This window comes from Butyricicoccus sp. AM05-1 (genome assembly GCF_003474415.1).
GTDB lineage: Bacteria > Bacillota > Clostridia > Oscillospirales > Butyricicoccaceae > Agathobaculum > Agathobaculum butyriciproducens.
This window is the reverse complement of the sequence record NZ_QUDG01000005.1, coordinates 99,739-117,214: the sequence shown is the minus strand read 5'-3', so window position 1 is coordinate 117,214 and position 17,476 is coordinate 99,739. Positions and strand designations below refer to the sequence as shown.

General features: G+C 57.4%; 13 protein-coding genes. All 13 read right to left on the bottom strand.

The genetic code is table 11. The annotated features are described in order from the left end of the window. Positions 1-12: 12 nt before the first annotated feature. A complete protein-coding gene (locus DW088_RS08880; RefSeq protein WP_243029854.1) occupies positions 13-4,386 on the bottom strand; it encodes a PolC-type DNA polymerase III in 4,374 nt (1,457 codons plus the stop codon). Between the two features lie 2 nt (positions 4,387-4,388). Next, entirely contained in the window at positions 4,389-5,444 is a 1,056-nt protein-coding gene (gene ispG, locus DW088_RS08875; RefSeq protein WP_118360439.1) for a flavodoxin-dependent (E)-4-hydroxy-3-methylbut-2-enyl-diphosphate synthase, read from the bottom strand. Between the two features lie 88 nt (positions 5,445-5,532). Further along, positions 5,533-6,573, bottom strand: a complete 1,041-nt coding sequence (gene rseP, locus DW088_RS08870) for an RIP metalloprotease RseP (RefSeq protein WP_158574647.1) — start codon at positions 6,571-6,573, stop codon at positions 5,533-5,535. 17 nt (positions 6,574-6,590) lie between these two features. Beyond that, a complete protein-coding gene (locus DW088_RS08865) occupies positions 6,591-7,727 on the bottom strand; it encodes a 1-deoxy-D-xylulose-5-phosphate reductoisomerase (RefSeq protein WP_442861184.1) in 1,137 nt (378 codons plus the stop codon). Positions 7,728-7,867: 140 nt separating this feature from the next. After that, positions 7,868-8,686 carry a phosphatidate cytidylyltransferase gene (locus tag DW088_RS08860; protein WP_118360436.1) on the bottom strand — a complete coding sequence of 273 codons (819 nt, stop codon included), beginning with the start codon at positions 8,684-8,686 and terminating at the stop codon, positions 7,868-7,870. A gap of 23 nt (positions 8,687-8,709) precedes the next feature. Next, a complete protein-coding gene (uppS, locus tag DW088_RS08855) occupies positions 8,710-9,384 on the bottom strand; it encodes a polyprenyl diphosphate synthase (RefSeq protein WP_242988199.1) in 675 nt (224 codons plus the stop codon). 372 nt (positions 9,385-9,756) lie between these two features. Then, a complete protein-coding gene (frr, locus tag DW088_RS08850; protein WP_118285359.1) occupies positions 9,757-10,311 on the bottom strand; it encodes a ribosome recycling factor in 555 nt (184 codons plus the stop codon). Beyond that, positions 10,311-11,033 carry a UMP kinase gene (gene pyrH / locus DW088_RS08845; RefSeq protein ID WP_110436479.1) on the bottom strand — a complete coding sequence of 241 codons (723 nt, stop codon included), beginning with the start codon at positions 11,031-11,033 and terminating at the stop codon, positions 10,311-10,313. Before pyrH ends, frr begins: the two co-directional genes overlap by 1 nt. A gap of 818 nt (positions 11,034-11,851) precedes the next feature. Continuing rightward, positions 11,852-12,784, bottom strand: coding sequence for a myo-inosose-2 dehydratase (gene iolE / locus DW088_RS08840; protein WP_110436478.1), 933 nt, complete (start codon positions 12,782-12,784; stop codon positions 11,852-11,854). 246 nt (positions 12,785-13,030) lie between these two features. Then, positions 13,031-14,203, bottom strand: a complete 1,173-nt coding sequence (locus DW088_RS08835; RefSeq protein WP_110436477.1) for an NAD(P)-dependent malic enzyme — start codon at positions 14,201-14,203, stop codon at positions 13,031-13,033. 490 nt (positions 14,204-14,693) lie between these two features. Then, a complete protein-coding gene (locus DW088_RS08830) occupies positions 14,694-16,052 on the bottom strand; it encodes an MATE family efflux transporter (protein WP_118360435.1) in 1,359 nt (452 codons plus the stop codon). A 93-nt stretch (positions 16,053-16,145) separates the two neighbouring features. Further along, positions 16,146-16,778, bottom strand: a complete 633-nt coding sequence (locus tag DW088_RS08825; protein ID WP_118360434.1) for a hypothetical protein — start codon at positions 16,776-16,778, stop codon at positions 16,146-16,148. Positions 16,779-16,801: 23 nt separating this feature from the next. Continuing rightward, positions 16,802-17,416: a hypothetical protein gene (locus DW088_RS08820; protein ID WP_118360433.1), complete on the bottom strand. Its 615-nt coding sequence runs from the start codon at positions 17,414-17,416 to the stop codon at positions 16,802-16,804. Between the last annotated feature and the right edge of the window lie 60 nt (positions 17,417-17,476).

The following is a 17,476-nucleotide window of genomic DNA, read 5'->3' as shown; positions in this document are numbered from 1 at the left end:
CGTCACACCTTTCTAAAAGAGGGTCATCTGCGTTGTTTTCGGCATGGAGCCAAGCGCGCCGATCTGCTCAAGCAGCTCGACGACCGCCTTGGACGCCTTCGGGCACCGGACGATCAGCTCTTCCGCCGAGAGGAACTTACCGTTCTTTCTCTCCTCCACGATGCTGAGCGCCGCCTGCTCACCGATGCCCGGCATGGATGTAAACGGCGGAATCAGTCCGGTTTCCGTTACGAGAAAGCGCGTTGCGTCCGATTTATAAACATCCATCGGCTCGAACGTAAATCCGCGCCTGTAAAACTCGTGGCAGACCTCCAAAGTCGTCATCATATCCTTTTCTGCCGCTGAAATCGTCTTGTCGCGCTCCTTCTGGCGCAGTTCGGACATTTTATCCAGACAGACCTTATCGCCCTTGATCATACAGGACGCATCAAAGCCTTTCGCGCGGATGGAAAAGTACGCCGAATAGAACGCGAGCGGACGGTGCACCTTGAACCACGCGATACGGAACGCCATCATGACATACGCGACCGCGTGCGCCTTCGGGAACATATACTTGATCTTCTTGCACGAGTCGATGTACCACTCGGGCACATGCTGCTCGTTCATGGCGGCTTCCATTTCCTCGGTCAGTCCCTTGCCCTTTCGGACGGACTCCATCGTCTTGAACGACAGCTTGGGCTTGACGCCCTGCAGGATCAGGTAGTTCATGATATCGTCTCGGCAGCAGATACAGCCGGACAGCGGAATGCCCTTGCGGACCAGCTCTGCGGCATTGCCGAGCCAAACGTCCGTGCCGTGCGACAGGCCGGAAATCGAAACCAGCTCTGCGAACGTAGACGGGTGTGTCTCCTTGACCATGCCGCGCACGAACTTGGTTCCGAACTCGGGCACGGCCACACAGCCGAGGTCACCGAGGATCGGGTCGGTATCCGGGTTTTCGCCCTTGTACTTGAGTGCCTTGCATGAGTGGAACAGGCTCATGGTCTCCGGGTCGTCGAGCGGAATCTCCTGCGCGTTTACGCCGGTGAGGTTCTCCAGATGCTTGATAATGGTCGGGTCATCGTGTCCCAGCTCGTCCAGCTTGAGCAGGTTCGCGTCAATGGAGTGATACTCGAAATGGGTGGTGATGATTTCGGAATCCGGGTCGTCTGCCGGATGCTGAATCGGACAGACGTCGTAAATCTCAATCTCCTTGGGTACAACGACAACGCCGCCCGGGTGCTGACCCGAGGTGCGGCGCACGCCCGTGCAGCCTGCGGCAAGGCGATTTTCCTCCGCGCGGGAGCACTCAACGCCGCGCTCCTCCATGTACTTTTTAACGTAGCCGAACGCGGTTTTTTCAGCAACCGTGCCGATGGTGCCCGCTCGGAACACATGGTCGTGTCCGAAGATCTCGCCGGTGTACCAGTGAATGCGCGACTGATACTCGCCCGCAAAGTTCAGGTCGATATCCGGCACCTTGTCGCCCTCGAAGCCGAGGAAGGTCTCGAACGGAATGTTGAAGCCCTGTTTGGTGAGCGGCTTGCCGCATTTCGGGCAGATCTTATCGGGCAGATCGACACCGCAGGAGTATTCCTCGTGCCACTCGAGATATTTGTCGTCCGGGCACAGATAGTGCGGGGCGAGCGAATTTACCTCGGTGATATCCGACATGAACGCCGCGAGCGACGAGCCGACCGAACCACGCGAGCCAACCAGATAGCCGTCCGCGAGCGACTTGGTAACCAGCTTCTGCGCGATGATGTACATAACCGCATAGCCGTTGCCGATGATGGAGCCAAGCTCACGGTCAAGCCGCGCCTGCACCGGCTCGGGCAGCGGATCGCCGTAGATACGCTTGGCCTTTTCGTAGCACATGTTGCGCAGGTCGTCCTCACAGCCGTCGATGTGCGGCGGGTAGTTTTCCCTCGGCACCGGACGAATCACGTCGCACATGTCGGCGATCATGTTGGTGTTCTTCACGACCACCTCATACGCCCGGTCCTCACCGAGATAGGAAAATTCCTTCAGCATTTCATCCGTGCTCTTAAAGTATAGCGGCGCCTGATTGTCCGCATCGGAGAAGCCCTGACCCGCCATCAGAATACGGCGGAACGCCTCATCCTCGGGTTCAAGGAAATGTACGTCACCGGTGGCGCAGCACGGTTTCCCCAATTCATCCGCCAGACGGAGAATATCGCGGTTCCAGTCGCGCAGCTGCTCCTCGTCCTTCGCCATACCCTTTGCGATCATGAAGTTGTTATTGCCGATCGGCTGAATCTCCAGATAGTCGTAAAACGACGCCAGCCGCTTGATCTCCTCCCACGGCTCGCCCTTGGTCAGTGCGCGGAACACCTCGCCCGCCTCACACGCCGAGCCGAAAATCAGTCCCTCACGGTGACGGATGAGTTCGCTGCGCGGCATAATGGGGCGCTTGTTGTAATATTCCAGAAAGCTCTTGGAAATCAGCTGATACAGGTTTCGCAGTCCCGCCTGGTTCTTCACCAGAATGATAAAATGATAGCGCGGCAGGTTTTTCAGCTTGTTCTTGCGGTCGGTTGTTGCCGCCAGCACCGGATTGATATCCGCAGTCGTAACCGCGTGCATCTCCTCCTTGAGCCTTTTCAGCAGCTTGACGTAAATGCGGCCGAGCACGGCGGCATCCTCGCTCGCGCGGTGGTGCTCGAACGGGCCGACCTGCAGCTCCTTCGCCAGAATGTTCAGCTTGAATTTGTGCATGTGCGGCAGCATCAGGCGGCTCATCTCGAGGGTATCAATGCTTGTAAACTCCCGCTCGATGCCCAGTCTCTGGCAGGCCGTCCGCAGGAAACCCATATCGAAGCCTGCGTTGTGCGCCACAAGCGGGTACTGTCCCTCGCCTGCCCATGCGAGGAATTCCGGCACGGCTTTGTCGAGGTCGGGCGCGTCTGCTACCGTCTCGTCCGAAATGCCGGTCAGCTCGGTGATTTCCGGCGGAATCGGCTTGTGCGGGTTGACATAGGTCTGGAAGGAATCGCGAATCTCGCCCTCCACAACGCGCACAGCGGCAATCTCGGTGATCTCCTCGCTCGCCGGATTGAGTCCGGTGGTCTCAAGGTCGAATACGATGAACGTACCGTCAAGCGGCTCGGCGCTCCTGCCGCGCACGACCGAAATACTGTTCTCGTCGTTGATGTAGTACGCCTCGATGCCGTAGATGATCTTCATGTCACCGATGATGTCCTTCTGCTTGCCCTCCTGCGCGTGCAGTGCTTCGGGGAACGCCTGCGCCACACCGTGGTCGGTGATCGCCATCGCGCGGTGTCCCCACTTTGCGGCGCGGCACAGCAGAGACGCGGTGCTGCTCATGCCGTCCATCGCGCTCATGTTGGTGTGCAGGTGCAGCTCGACGCGCTTCATGCCCTCGTAGGTGTCCTTACGCTCGGGCTTTTTCGCCTTGACGATGCCGGTCGGCTCGAGCACCATCTCCTTGGCAAAGGTGTCGTACACCATCTTGCCCTGCACGGTGCAGTAGAGTCCCTTCTTGATTTTAGATGCCGTATCGCCCGCCTTGTCCGCCGCAAGGAACTTGGAAACGCGCACGGAATTGGTGCGGTCGGTCATATCAAACGCAATCTTAACATAATCCTTGCCGGTTTTCTTGCTGTGGATGTCCTTGCTGTCGGTGAAGAACACCTCGCCCTGAATCGTCACCATATCATAGGCGGCAATCGCCTCGTTGACCGAAACAATGGGGTCCTGAATCAGCTTGCCGAAAATGAGATCGTCCTCGCGCACCTTCTCGGCGCGCGGGCGCTGATAGCCGGTATGCTGCTGCGGCGCCGGACGCGGCTTTTTCGGCTTGGGCGTTTCCGCCGCGGCTGCCGCCGCCTGCTCCACAGCCTTGTGCAGAATTTCCTCGCGGCTCTCCTCCTGCTCGGGTGCGGGTGCAAAATCCTGTGCATCCGCGCGGACCGCGTGCACCGGACAGCTTCTCCCCAGCTCCCGCTGAATCCGCGCCTCCAGATGCCGCAGTGCGTTTGCGAAATGCTTTTCGCTCACCTCGTCCATCGGGATTTGGAGCGCACCGTCCGCAAATTCCCACTTGGTATGGTCGAGCAGACCCTTGGCCGACGGCATGCGGTACGCCATGTCGTCATACAGCGACTTGATGTACGCGTTCGACAGCTCACCCGGCATGTTGTAGCGCGGCTCGATCATCACACGGTCAAGACCGTAGGTGTCCGCGATCTGCTTTTCCGCCTTGGCAATCACCTTGCGGCTGACAACCTCATGCAGACTGAGTTCCACGACCATCACCGTGTTATTATCCCCAAATGCCAGAGAACGCACCTCGCCTGCGGCAAGGTGCTTCTCCTCATTTACACATTTGCAGTTTTGAAAAATATCAATCAGCTTTCCAGCCACGATTATTCTCCTTCATAATGTGCGATTTCGTCCATCAGTGCATCCACAAGCTGCTCCTGCGGCACCTTTTTGATGATCTCGCCGCGGCGGAAGATCAGACCGACGCCGTCGCCGCCCGCAATGCCGAGATCGGCTTCACGCGCTTCGCCGGGACCGTTTACCACGCAGCCCATAACAGCTACCTTCATCTTCTTGCCGCGAATGCTCTGGCAGCGCTGCTCGACCTCTTTGGCAATGTCGATGAGGTTGATGCGCGTGCGGCCGCAGGTCGGGCAGGAAACCACGTTGATGCCCTCTTCCGCTCTGCCGACAGCCTTGAGAATCGCCTTTGCCGCGTAGACCTCCTTGACCGGATCATCGGTCAGGCTCACACGGATGGTATCGCCCACGCCGAGCGCCAGCAGACCGCCGATGCCCGCCGCCGACTTGATCGTGCCCATGTACTCGGTGCCCGCCTCGGTCACGCCGAGGTGCAGCGGATAGTCGGTCTTTTCACTCGCCAGCAGGTACGCCTGCATGGTGTTCGGCACCGAGGACGACTTGATGGAAATGCAGATATCGTCAAAATCGCAGTCGTTGAGCAGACCAACATGGTACAGCGCACTTTCCACCATGGCCTCAGGTGTCGGCCCGCCGAATTTCTCGAGGATGTGCTTCTCCACCGAGCCGGAGTTTACGCCGATACGAATCGGCAGACGGCGTGCCTTTGCCGCCTTCACAACCGCCTGTACGCGGTCTGCGCCGCCGATGTTGCCCGGATTCAAGCGGATCTTGTCCACGCCGGACTCGATCGCCGCCAGCGCGAGACGATAGTCAAAGTGGATGTCCGCCACCACCGGCAGCGGCGAGTTCGCGCAGATTTCGCGCAGCGCCTCCGCCGCCTGCATATCCGGCACGGCACAGCGAACAATGTCGCAGCCCGCGTCCGCCAGTGCGCGAATCTGTGCCAGAGTAGCCTGCGCGTCGCGCGTGTCCGTGTTAGTCATGGACTGCACCGCAATGGGAGCGCCGCCGCCAACCAATACGTCCCTTATCTTGATTTGCTTTGTTATTTTCATAGCTCTAACCTCTCACAAATGGAAAATGGAGAATGAAGAATTGTGGTATCGCGCTTTGCGCCGCACATTCATTTTCCATTCTCAATTCTCAATTACTGCGCATAAAAATGCGCAGTACGTCCTGCCCGGTCACATACACCATCAGCATAAGCAGCAGCATGAGTCCTGCCGCGTGCACATAGCCCTCGTACTTGGGCGGCACGGGCTTGCGGCGAATGCCCTCGATGATGAGGAACACGAGCCGACCGCCGTCCAGTGCGGGCAGCGGCAGCAGGTTCATCACGCCGAGGTTGATCGAGATAAATGCCACAAGCTGGAAGAACGAAATCATGCTGTACTTGGCGGTATCTGCCATGACCTCGGCCACGCCGACCGGACCGGAAAGCTGATCCACGCCGACCTGTCCGCTGACGAGCATGCCCACGCTCGACCAGACGAGCCGCGCGTAGTTGACGGCGGTGCGCACGCTCATATTGAGGTGCATGCCAAGGCTGTCGGGCAGCTCCGCAAAGGTGATGCCGATGCGCTTGTTGCCGTTCGCATCCGTGACCGCCGCTTCGAGCTTGACGGACGGCAGCGTCACCTTTTCGCCGTTGCGGCGCACGGTAATTTCATGCGTGGTCGAACCGGTGCGCGCAAGCGCGGTATCGAAATCCGTCCGCACGAGGATGTGGTAGCCGTCGATCTTGAGAATCTCGTCGCCTGCCTCCAGACCGCCGTCTGCGGCGGCGGTGCTCGCCGGATTGACCTCGCTGATGGTGGAGACGATATAGCCGCCGTTCGGTCCGTTCGGACGCATGACCGCCAGCACGATAAGGAATCCCACGAGGAAATTCATCAGCGCGCCCGCACACACAATGAGCATGCGCCGCGGCAGCTTCGCCTTACCGAAGGCGTGCTCATTTTCACTTTCACCGTCCTCGCCCTCCATGACGCACGCGCCGCCGAACGGCAGCAGCTTGAGACAGTACAGCGTGCCGTGGTACTCGTGCTTGAGGAGGGTCGGGCCCATGCCGATCCAAAATTCGTTGACCTGCACACCGCCGCGCTTGGCGGTGATGAAATGTCCGAACTCATGCACGATGACCAGCACACCGAAGGCGAGGATTGCCAGAATGATTTGCAGCAAAGCGTAGCTCCTTTCGGTCAGCCGAGCACGATCTCGCGCGCGGCTTTGTCCGCCGCCAGAACGTCGTCCAGCGTGATGTCCTTCTTGTACGGAATGGTATCGAGTGCGTATGCAACGCGCTCTGCGATGTCGGTAAAACCGATCTTGCCGTTCAAAAACAGACCGACTGCGGCCTCATTTGCACCGTTGAGCACAGCGCCGCGGTCGCCCTTGAGAGAGGCGGCGTGCTTTGCCAGATTCAGCGCCGGAAACGCCTCATAGTCGGGTGCATAGAACGTCAGCTTTGCGACCTCCGCGAGCGACATGCGCGGCACCTTGCACGGCACACGCTGCGGCCATGTCAGCGCCAGCTGGATCGGCAGACGCATATCCGGCAGACCGAGCTGCGCGATTACCGCTCCGTCCGCAAACTCCACCGCCGAGTGCACAATGCTCTCGCGGTGGACGACAATTTCGATGTCCTCCGGCGGCAGATCATACAACCACATGGCTTCGATCAGCTCCAGACCCTTGTTCATCATAGTCGCAGAGTCGATCGTGATCTTTGCACCCATGCTCCAGTTCGGGTGTGCAAGCGCCTGCTCGCGCGTCATGCCACGCATTTCCTCGAACTTTTTGCCAAAGAACGGACCGCCGGACGCGGTCAGCAGGATTTTATCAATCGGGTTGCCGTTTGCCGCCTGCACGCACTGGAAGATCGCCGAATGCTCGGAATCCACCGGCAGGATGCGCACGCCGTACTGCTTTGCGGCACTCATCACCAGACCGCCCGCACACACGAGCGTCTCCTTGTTCGCCAGCGCAATGTCCTTGCCCGCCTTGATGGCCGCCATCGTCGGCAGCAGGCCGACCATGCCGACAACCGCCGTTACCACGATGTCCGCGCCGCTCTCCGCAGCACAGGCGATCAGACCGTCCATGCCGGTCAGAACCTCGATATTTGTGTCTGCCAGCTTGATTTTCAGCGTCTTTGCTGCGTTTTCATCCATCGCGCAGACCATTTTCGGATGCAGGGCACGCGCCTGCTCCTCCAATAAGTTTATGCGCCGGTTGGTCGTCAATGCGATGACTTCGGCGTCGATCGAAGGCAGAATATCGACCGTTTGCGTGCCGATCGAACCCGTTGAACCTAAAATCGCAATCTTCTTCATTATTTTTCTCCTGTTAAACGATTGGGGATAATGGAGAATTGAAAATGGAAAATTGAAAATTATGGTGCCGCCCAAAGGGCGGAATTTAATCATCGCGCAAAGCACGATACCACAATTCCCCATTCTCCATTCTCAATTTTCAATTACCAAATGACTCTAAAGAGCAGCTCCGCGAAAGGCGCTACGAACAGCACGCTGTCGAAGCGATCCAGCACTCCTCCGTGGCCCGGGAAAATATGTCCGTAATCCTTAATGCCGGTCTGGCGCTTGATGACCGAGAACGACAGGTCGCCGATCTCTCCAAGCACCGCGCCGACTGCGCCGAGCACGACCGCCGACCAGAGCGGCATTTCAAGGTCAAGCGTCCGGTTCATAATCAAAGCCGCGATCAGCACGAGGACGGCACCGCCGACCACGCCGCCGACGGCGCCCTCTACCGTCTTTTTCGGGCTGACGACCGGCGCCAGCTTATGCTTGCCGAACAGCATGCCCGAGAACAGAGCACAGGTGTCCGCGCCCCAGGCAGCAAGCAGCGGCAGCAGCACGATGAACGGACCGTGGTGGTAGTGCATCTGGAAAATACGCAGCAGACTGAGCAGCAGGTACGGCACGACAAGTCCGCCGAAAAATGCCCACGAGACCTGCGAAGCCTTCATGACGTCGTGATATTTCAGTTCGATGGCGAACGAGCCGAACAGCAGCACCAGCACCAGACCCTGCATGACGCTCGTAAGCGACAGCGGCAGAATGCTGAAATGACCGACAGCCAGTCCCAGCGAGACGGCCATTGCGAGCAGCAGTTCCAAGTGGTTGCGCACCAGTTTTGTCGAGCCGAGCACCTCATAGGTGGCGAACACGCACAGCGCCGCCACGACAAGCTCCAGCACAATCGGCGGGAACACATACAGCGCCAGCAGCACAAAGACAAAGCCGAACACGCCAAACAATACTCTTGCTTTCATACGTTTATCACCCTAATTGGATATTATACGCCGCCGAAACGACGGTTTCTGTTGTTAAAATTGTCGATTGCCGCATCCAGATCGGTGGTTTTGAAGTCCGGCCACAGCACATCGGTGAAGTAATACTCCGAGTAGGCGGACTGCCACAGCAGGAAGTTGGACGTGCGGATCTCGCCCGAAGGACGGATGATGAGGTCGGGATCGGGCATGTGCGCGGTGTACAGGTTGGCGGTGATGGTATCCTCGGTGATATCCTCAGGTGCCAGCTCGCCGTTCTTCACCTGCTCCGCGATGGCGCGGACGGCGTTTTTGATCTCGTCACGGCCACCGTAATTGATGCACAGCGAGGCTGTTGCCGCGTCCGGACCAAGCCGATCGGCAATCTCGTCCACCTCCGCGATCTGCGCGCGGATATCCTCCGGCAGAACGGTCAGATCGCCTAACACGCGCACGGCAACGCCGCGCTCGAACATGGTTTCCGCCGCTTCCTTCAGATAGGAGCGGAACAGGTTCATCAGCGCATCGACTTCATCCTGCGGACGCTTCCAGTTTTCGGTAGAGAATGCATAAACCGTGAAATACTGCACGCCGATGTCCTTGCAGTAGGTGGCAATGGTGCGGAACGTCTCCGCGCCGACCTTGTGACCGGCCTTGCGCGGCAGACCGCGTTTCTTGGCCCAGCGGCCGTTGCCGTCCATGATGACCGCAATATGACGCGGCACCGAACGGTTTTCGGGCGCGTTATCCTTCTTTTTTCGTGTGAACAGACCCAACCTGTTTCCTCCCTGTTTGTCCCTCTTGCGGCAGGTTTTCCTGCCAATTTCATGCAAAAGGGCGACGAATCCGCCGCCCCCAATGTCGCTTCGCTCCTCGACCGAAAACACGTTTTCGGTCGATCGAAACGTACCGAGCATACGCTCGGATACGTCCTGCGAGCACATCTGCGCGCCGCTTTGCGGCACACAGCTATGCTCCCTTGTGTAAAAAGCGAGATACATGCTCCCGCTTTTTACGGATTTTCTGCGAAAATCCGATTTCATGCCGCTGCAGGCAGCGGACTTCCCCCTGGATTAAACCTCTGCGAGTTCCTTAGATTTCTTAGCGACCATAGCGTCGATTTCCTTGACGTACTTATCGGTCAGCTTCTGCATCTTGTCCTCGCCGTCGTGCAGTTCGTCCTCGGTGATCTCGCTCTTCTTCTGCGCTGCCTTGAACTTGTCCAGTGCATCGCGGCGGATGTTGCGGAGCGCAACCTTTGCCTCCTCACCGGTCTTGGAAACGCCCTTGATGAGCTCCTTGCGGCGCTCCTCGGTCAGCGGCGGGAAGTTCAGACGAATCTGCTTGCCGTCGTTCTGCGGGTTGATGCCGAGGTCGGAGACCTGGATCGCCTTCTCGATGGCCTTGAGCACCGAGCCGTCCCACGGCTGGATGGCCAGCGTGCGCGGGTCGGGCGTAGAAATTGCCGCAACCTGATTCAGCGGGGTCGGTGCACCGTAATACTCAACGGTGATCTTATCGAGAACCGCCGGGTTTGCGCGGCCTGCGCGGACTGCTGCCAGCTCCTTGGAGAGCACGTCCAGCGTTTTCTGCATTTTTGCCTCGTGGGACTTGATCTGTTCCTTCATTATTTTACCTCCTCAACGATCGTGCCGATCTTTTCGCCGTTAACAGCGCGGTGAATATTTTCGGGGTCGGAAAGCGCGAATACCAGAATCGGGATATGGTTATCCATGGACAGCGAGGTTGCCGTGGAATCCATAACGCCGAGACCCTGATTGAGCACGTCCATGTAGCTCAGGTGGTCGTACTTCTTGGCATCCGGATTGACAGCCGGATCGGAATCGTACACGCCGTCTACGTTCTTTGCCAGCAGGATAACATCCGCGCCGATCTCTGCCGCACGCAGAACCGCTGCGGTGTCGGTCGAGAAGAACGGGCAGCCGGTGCCGCAGCCGAAGATAACGACACGGCCCTTTTCCAGATGGCGGGTCGCGCGCGAGCGGATGTACGGCTCAGCGATCTTGTTCATCTCGATAGCAGTCTGCACGCGAACGTCCACGCCGCGCTGCTCCAGAGCATCCTGCAGAGCCAGTGCGTTGATGGTGGTTGCCAGCATGCCCATGTGGTCCGCGCGGGTGCGCTCCATCTTGCCGCCGCCGTCCTTTACGCCGCGCCAGAAGTTGCCGCCGCCGACAACAATGCCGATCTCGCAGCCCTCTTCGTTGCATTTTTTGATCACATCGCATACCGGACCGATGACATCAAAGTTCAGGCCGAAATGCTTATCGCCCGCAAGGGCTTCGCCGCTGATCTTGATCAGTACGCGCTTATATTTCTGTGCTTCCATGCTCCACACTCCTTATTCTATTCCTGTTTACTATTCTACCCTATTTTCGGAGAATTTGCAACGATTTATATAGCGGCAAATGAATAAAAGGCGAAGCGGTTTGCGCCCTCCGGACGGTTGCAGGCTCCCCCCGAAAGGGGAGCTGGCGCAGCTTGCTGCGACTGAGGGGTTTCAGCACCGGTTTTTCGGGGCATCCGAACCGCGCAGGCGGTTCACCGCTTCCGGGCGAAGAGTTGCGCCGTAGACTGCGGCGGGGATTGCCGCTACGCGCGGCATAACAGTGCCGCGCAACTCGTTTTCCGGCACAAACCGGCTGCAATCGCAGGATTTGGATAATCTGCACAGGTAAAAATGTTGCGCGGCACGGGTATGCCGCGCCTGCGTAGACTAAACCGTATGTGTAGCAGAAAGGTATCTGACATTGCGTATAGGTAAAGAAATGGGCAGACACATTGGTCTGCCCTACGGAACGGTAACCCGACTGCCGTTCCCCTTTTTCATGCTTACGCAGTCTACCATCTGCACCCAAGCCCTTGCGAGAAAAGGGGTGATTCACAAGAGGGTGGAAAACCGCAGGTTGTCTACCCTCTTGTGCGCCCGCCGCGCGCAGCGGCAACATTCCCGCACGCCGCAGCGTGCGAAATCCTCTGCCATGGGTACGGCAACCCCCTCCACCGCCGTTCGGCGGTCCCCCCCTCCTTTCAGGGGAGGCTTCCGGTCGGTGCAAACGGTTCTTAACGACATATATCCTTTTTGAACGCAAAAAACCGAGGGCAAACGCCCTCGGTTTCGTGTTTTATTGCGCGATATGCGAAGAATTACTTCTTCAGAACAACCTCGCCGCCCAGACCGGTGTGTGCAGTGATGTACTCACGGCCCATCTTAGCATACTCGAACGGATTAGCCTTAGCCGGATCCTGCTCAGCCTCTACCATGATCCAGCCGGTGTAGCCAGCCTTGTCAAGCAGATCGAATACAGCGTCGAACTCTACGCAGCCGTCCGGATCGCCCGGTACGGTGAAAGCGCCTGCGCGAACTGCATCCAGGAAAGACCAGTGCTCAGCGCGAGCCTTCTCAACCAGCGGCATACGCATGTTCTTCAGATGAACGTGGCCAACACGGTCAGCAAACTTCTCGAGCATCTTTACCGGATCCTCGCCAGCGAAAGTGAAGTGGCCGGTATCGAAGCACAGGAATACATACTTCGGATCGGTGTTCTCCATCAGGCGGGTAGTCTCCTCAACGGTCTGGCATACGGTGCCCATGTGATGATGGAAGCAGGTGCGGATGCCGTACTTCTCCATGGACAGCTTGCCCAGCTTGTTCAGGCCGGTGGTGAAGCGATCCCACTCCTCGTCGGTCAGAACGCGCTTCTTGTCGTCCAGAACCGGGGTGTCCAGCTGGCCCTGGATAGAACCGGACTGCTCGGATACGTTGATTGCGGTAGCGCCAACGTAGGACAGGTAATCCAGCTCCTTGATGAACTCAGCCTCTACCTCTTCGTACGGCTTGTCAACCAGGAAAGAGGAGAACCACTTGGAAGCGATGGTCAGGTTGCGTGCGTCCAGCATGTGCTTGAGGACAGTCTTGTCCTCCGGATACTTGTGACCTACTTCGCAGCCGTCAAAACCAGCGAGCTTCATCTCAGAGATGCACTGCTGGAAGGTGTTCTCGTCGCCGAGATCCCACATATCATCATTGGACCAGCCGATCGGGCAGATACCCAGTCTTACTTTCTTCGGATCTAACATAGTTATTCCCTCCATAATCTTCTCTCTGCGTCTGCGCAGAACAAACGCATTTTTGTTATTCTTATTGTACCCTTATGCACTGTAAATGTCAAACGCATTTTTTCACAAAGCCGAGTTGTGCAATCCGCTGTTTTTGTCATTCCGCGAACTTGTGCGTGTGCGTGCACGCACTTTTGCGCAAAAACCGCGCGAGATTGTTCCCGCGCGGTTGATTTTGTCTTATCTGTAACTTTTCGTCTGCTGCGCTCAGATACGGGCCACACCGGAATCGCGGGCAGCCTGTGCAACGGCATCGGCTACCGAACGGATGACCTTTTTGTCGAACGCCATCGGCATGATATACTCCGCGTTCAGCTCCTCATCGGAAACGCAGGCCGCGATCGCCTTAGCCGCTGCCAGCTTCATCTCCTCGTTGATGTCGCTTGCGCGAACATCGAGTGCGCCGCGGAAAATGCCCGGGAACGCAAGCACGTTGTTGATCTGGTTCGGGTAGTCCGAACGGCCGGTGCCGACAACGGCAGCGCCGCCCTTCTTTGCGTCCTCCGGCCAGATTTCGGGCACCGGATTGGCCATAGCGAATACCATCGGGTCCTTTGCCATGGTGGAGACCATCTCAGCGGTGAGCACCTGCGGCGCCGACATACCGAAGAATACATCTGCACCCTTGACAGCATCGGCCAGCGTGCCTGTCATGTGCTCGCGGTTGGTGACCTTGGCCATCTCCTGCTGTGCCGGATTCAGACGCTCATCGCCCTCGCAGACGATGCCGAAGCGCTCAACCATCGTGATGTGCTTGACGCCGAGGAACATCAGGAACTTGGTAACGGCGATAGCAGCCGCGCCGCAGCCGTTGACGACCATCTTGATCTCATCCACCTTGCGGCCGGTCAGGCGGCAGGCGTTGAGCAGAGCCGCACCGCAGCAGACAGCCGTGCCGTGCTGGTCATCGTGGAATACCGGAATGTCGCAGACCTCCTTGAGTCGGCGCTCGATCTCAAAGCAGCGCGGAGCCGCGATGTCCTCGAGGTTGATGCCGCCGAACGAGCCGGAGATCAGCTGAATGGTGCGGACGATCTCGTCCACATCCTTGGAAGCCACACAGAGCGGGAACGCATCCACGTCAGCGAACGCCTTGAACAGCGCGCACTTGCCCTCCATAACCGGCATGCCGGCAATCGGACCGATATCGCCCAGACCGAGCACCGCGGTGCCGTCCGTGATGACCGCAACCAGATTGTGGCGGCGCGTGTACTTGTAGCTGAGAGACGGATCGTCCTTGATCTTGAGGCACGGCTCGGCAACACCCGGCGTGTACGCGATCGACAGATCGTCCTTGCTGTTTACCTCACAGCGGGCCACGACCTCAATCTTGCCGCCCCATTTTTCGTGTGCCTGCAGTGCGCGTTCCTTAACGTCCATGTTCTGTTCCTCCGTTATCGTTCTTGTTCCGTTCGACGGAAAGAGTTTTCTATCTTACTTTATTATACAGAGTGAAAATGCGTTCGTAAAGGGGTAGTTTGTACAAAGAGCGGGAAGTAATTGAGAATGGAGGATGGAAGATGGAGAATGAACGTAATGATTCATCGTGTTTCTCCGTTTTTCATATTATCATAAAGGTACACCGCAGGGTGCGACAAGGTGAATTGCCCAAAGGGCAAAAGAAGGTGCCCTGGGGTACGACCTCGGCGCACCGCATCTAACGATTAGTACATGTTACCCCCGTAGGGGAGCACATTGTGCTCCCACACAACGTAAAATCAAACGGTTCTCGGGCGAACAATGTTCGCCCCTACGGTTAGGTCTGTGCAGACGGGTTACAGACGGTGCGCCGAGTCGTCGCACCCTAGGATTTAGATTTTATGTGTAATGTAACAATATGAAGAAGGTTAAACTTCTCATGCTCTTCACTCTACTTGCAGCATTGTTTCGCCACCAGCTTCGGCAAGAGGAACATGGCCGCGCAGCCGGAGAACACCGCCGACACGACATCCGACAGCGGCTCGGAAAACATAACGGCTGTTGCCCCGAAAATCGGCGGCAGGATGAACACGCTGACGAGGAAAATGCCCTTGCGGAGCATGGAAAACGTCAGTCCCCATTTGACAAGGCCCATGCCGGTCATGCCGTCCACGAACGGGTACTGGATGGTCAGTCCGAGCACGCCGAGCGAGTAGGTGCGGATCATATACGCCGCCATATCAATATACGCCGGGTCTTTGGTGAAGATTTTGACAAAAGCACCCGAGACCGTCTGCGCGAGCAGGAACATGATGCCGCAGAACACGAGGCACAGCAGCACAATGCACCGAAACGCCTTCATGACGCGTTTTTCGTCGCACGCGCCGTAGTTATAGCCGAGAATGGACTGCGTACCCGCTGTAATTCCGCCGAGCGGCATGGTGATAACGAGCATGAAGCTCTGCATGATGGCGGCACACGCGATGAGCATATCGCTGTCTGCGCCGCCGTATTTGCGCAGCATGACGTTGATGGAGATGAGCAGCACGTTATCCAGCGCGATGATGAGCGCAGGCGACAGACCGACCTGCACAATACGGCGTATCCAGCCGAAATTGACCGGCTGACGGGTAATGCGGACAGCGGCTCTGCCGCTGAACAGGAACCGCAGAATGTACGCCGTCGAGCACGCCTGCGACAGCACGGTTGCAAGAGCGGCTCCGCGCACGCCCATGTGCAGCGCAAAAATGAACACCGGGTCAAGTGCGATATTTACGGCCGCTCCGAGCATAACAGACCGCATTGCGGTACCGGAAAATCCCTGACTCATTGTAATTTGATTGAGTCCGTAGCTCAGCAATGCGAACACAGTGCCGGAAACGTAGGTCGTAAAATACGCCTGCGCGTAGTCCCACAGGAGCTCGCTGCAGCCGAAGGTGAACAGGATCTGCCGCTTGAAAATAAGCAGCGGCACGGTCGCCAGCACGCTCAGCGCCAGCAATAGGTAGAAGCTGTTCGTGATGATCTGGCGGGCACCGCCCATGTCGCGCCGCCCCATGCGGATGCTCATCAGCGGTCCGCCGCCGAAGCCGATGAGCGCACCGATGGCGGTAATCATGGTCACCACAGGCGCGCACACGCCGACACCCGCCAGCGCCGCATCGCCCGCACCCGCGATGTGGCCGACATACATGCGATCGACCACGCTGTATAGAATATTGACAAACTGCGCCAGCATCGCCGGTATCGCAAGCTGCAGAACCAGCTTGCCGACCGGTGCTGTACCCAGTGGGCTGTCTGTTTGGGACATGGTTCTCTCCCCTTTCCGCTCCCTCTATTATAGTGAAATTCGCGGTTGGCGTAAAGAGAAAAAATGCCCTGACGAGAGGTCAGGGCATTCATTTTATAGAGTATCGTTCTTTACAAATTTCACAGTATATGCCTCCGCATAGCTGCTGTATTTGACCGCCGAACTGTTTTCCGGGTCAGCGAACGCGTCAATCGCCACCAGAATCTGTGTTCCGTCTGTACGGAATGTGCGTACAAGCAGCGGAATCTCTACATCGAGCGCCAGATCGTCAATCTTTTCCTCCTGCATGGCCACCGCCGAGGTCAGCCACTCCGTCGGCAGACCGCTCAGCGCAGGAGATTCCGCAAACTGTATAGAATTTCCCGATTCCGGTGTCTGCGCATCAATGATAACGATATATTCCGCATTGAGTACATCACTCTCCGGCTGAAATCGAATCGTTCCCTCGTTTTCTTCGACTTTATCCAAATTAACGGTAAACGTCCCGCCCTCGTTCTCCCATGCGCTGCCGTCCCAGATGTAACGCCGGAACTCCATTCCGTTTACATCCGCATGATTGCCGGCAAAATCGTACTTCACCGCCATATCCATCTGCGGTCCATCGGTTTTCCGCTCCACCGGCGTGATGGAAATCGTATTATCCGCCGGCTGTGTCTCTGCCTGTCCGCACCCGCTCAAAATCCCCACAAGAGCCAGTGCCAGTCCTGCTGCGTATCGTTTTTTCATGTGGTACACCTCCGTTTCAGCATTTACATTTCATAGCAGAAAATTACAGTGTACGCTTCCGCATACACACTTTTCTGTACGGCTTTGCTGTTTTCCGGTTCCGAAAACGCATCAATAGATACCGGAATGATCGTACCGTCCGTGCGGAACACACGCACGAGCAACGGAATTTCCGTGTCGACTGCCAAGCCATTGACAGGTTCCTCCCATGCAGCAACAGTTGCCGTCAATCCCTCCATCGGCAGACTGTTTCTCTCGGGCGAATCCATAACCTGTGCATATCCGCCAAGCTGTGGCGAATCCATTCCAATCTTATAGTTCGCATTCGCCGCATCGCCGTCACGCTCGAATTTGATCGTGCCCTTGCCGCTGCCCAGTGTCGCCGAACAACGCAACCCAAACGTGGCATCCTCATCTTTCTGCCATGTGCTGCCATCCCATATATAACAGCCAAACAATACGCCCTCGGCTTCGCTCCTGTGGCCGGAAAAATTATACTCAATCAGTCTGCCACTCTGGTCTGCGGTCGTTTCCTCCACCGGTGTAAGGCTGATTGTGTTGTCTGCCGCCGGCTGTCCGCACCCGCTCAAAATCCCCACAAGAGCCAGTGTCAATCCTGCTATGTACCGTTTTTTCATGTGGTACACCTCCTCCTTTTACTGTTGTGCTTACAGTGTAGCAGATTTGGGTGATATTGT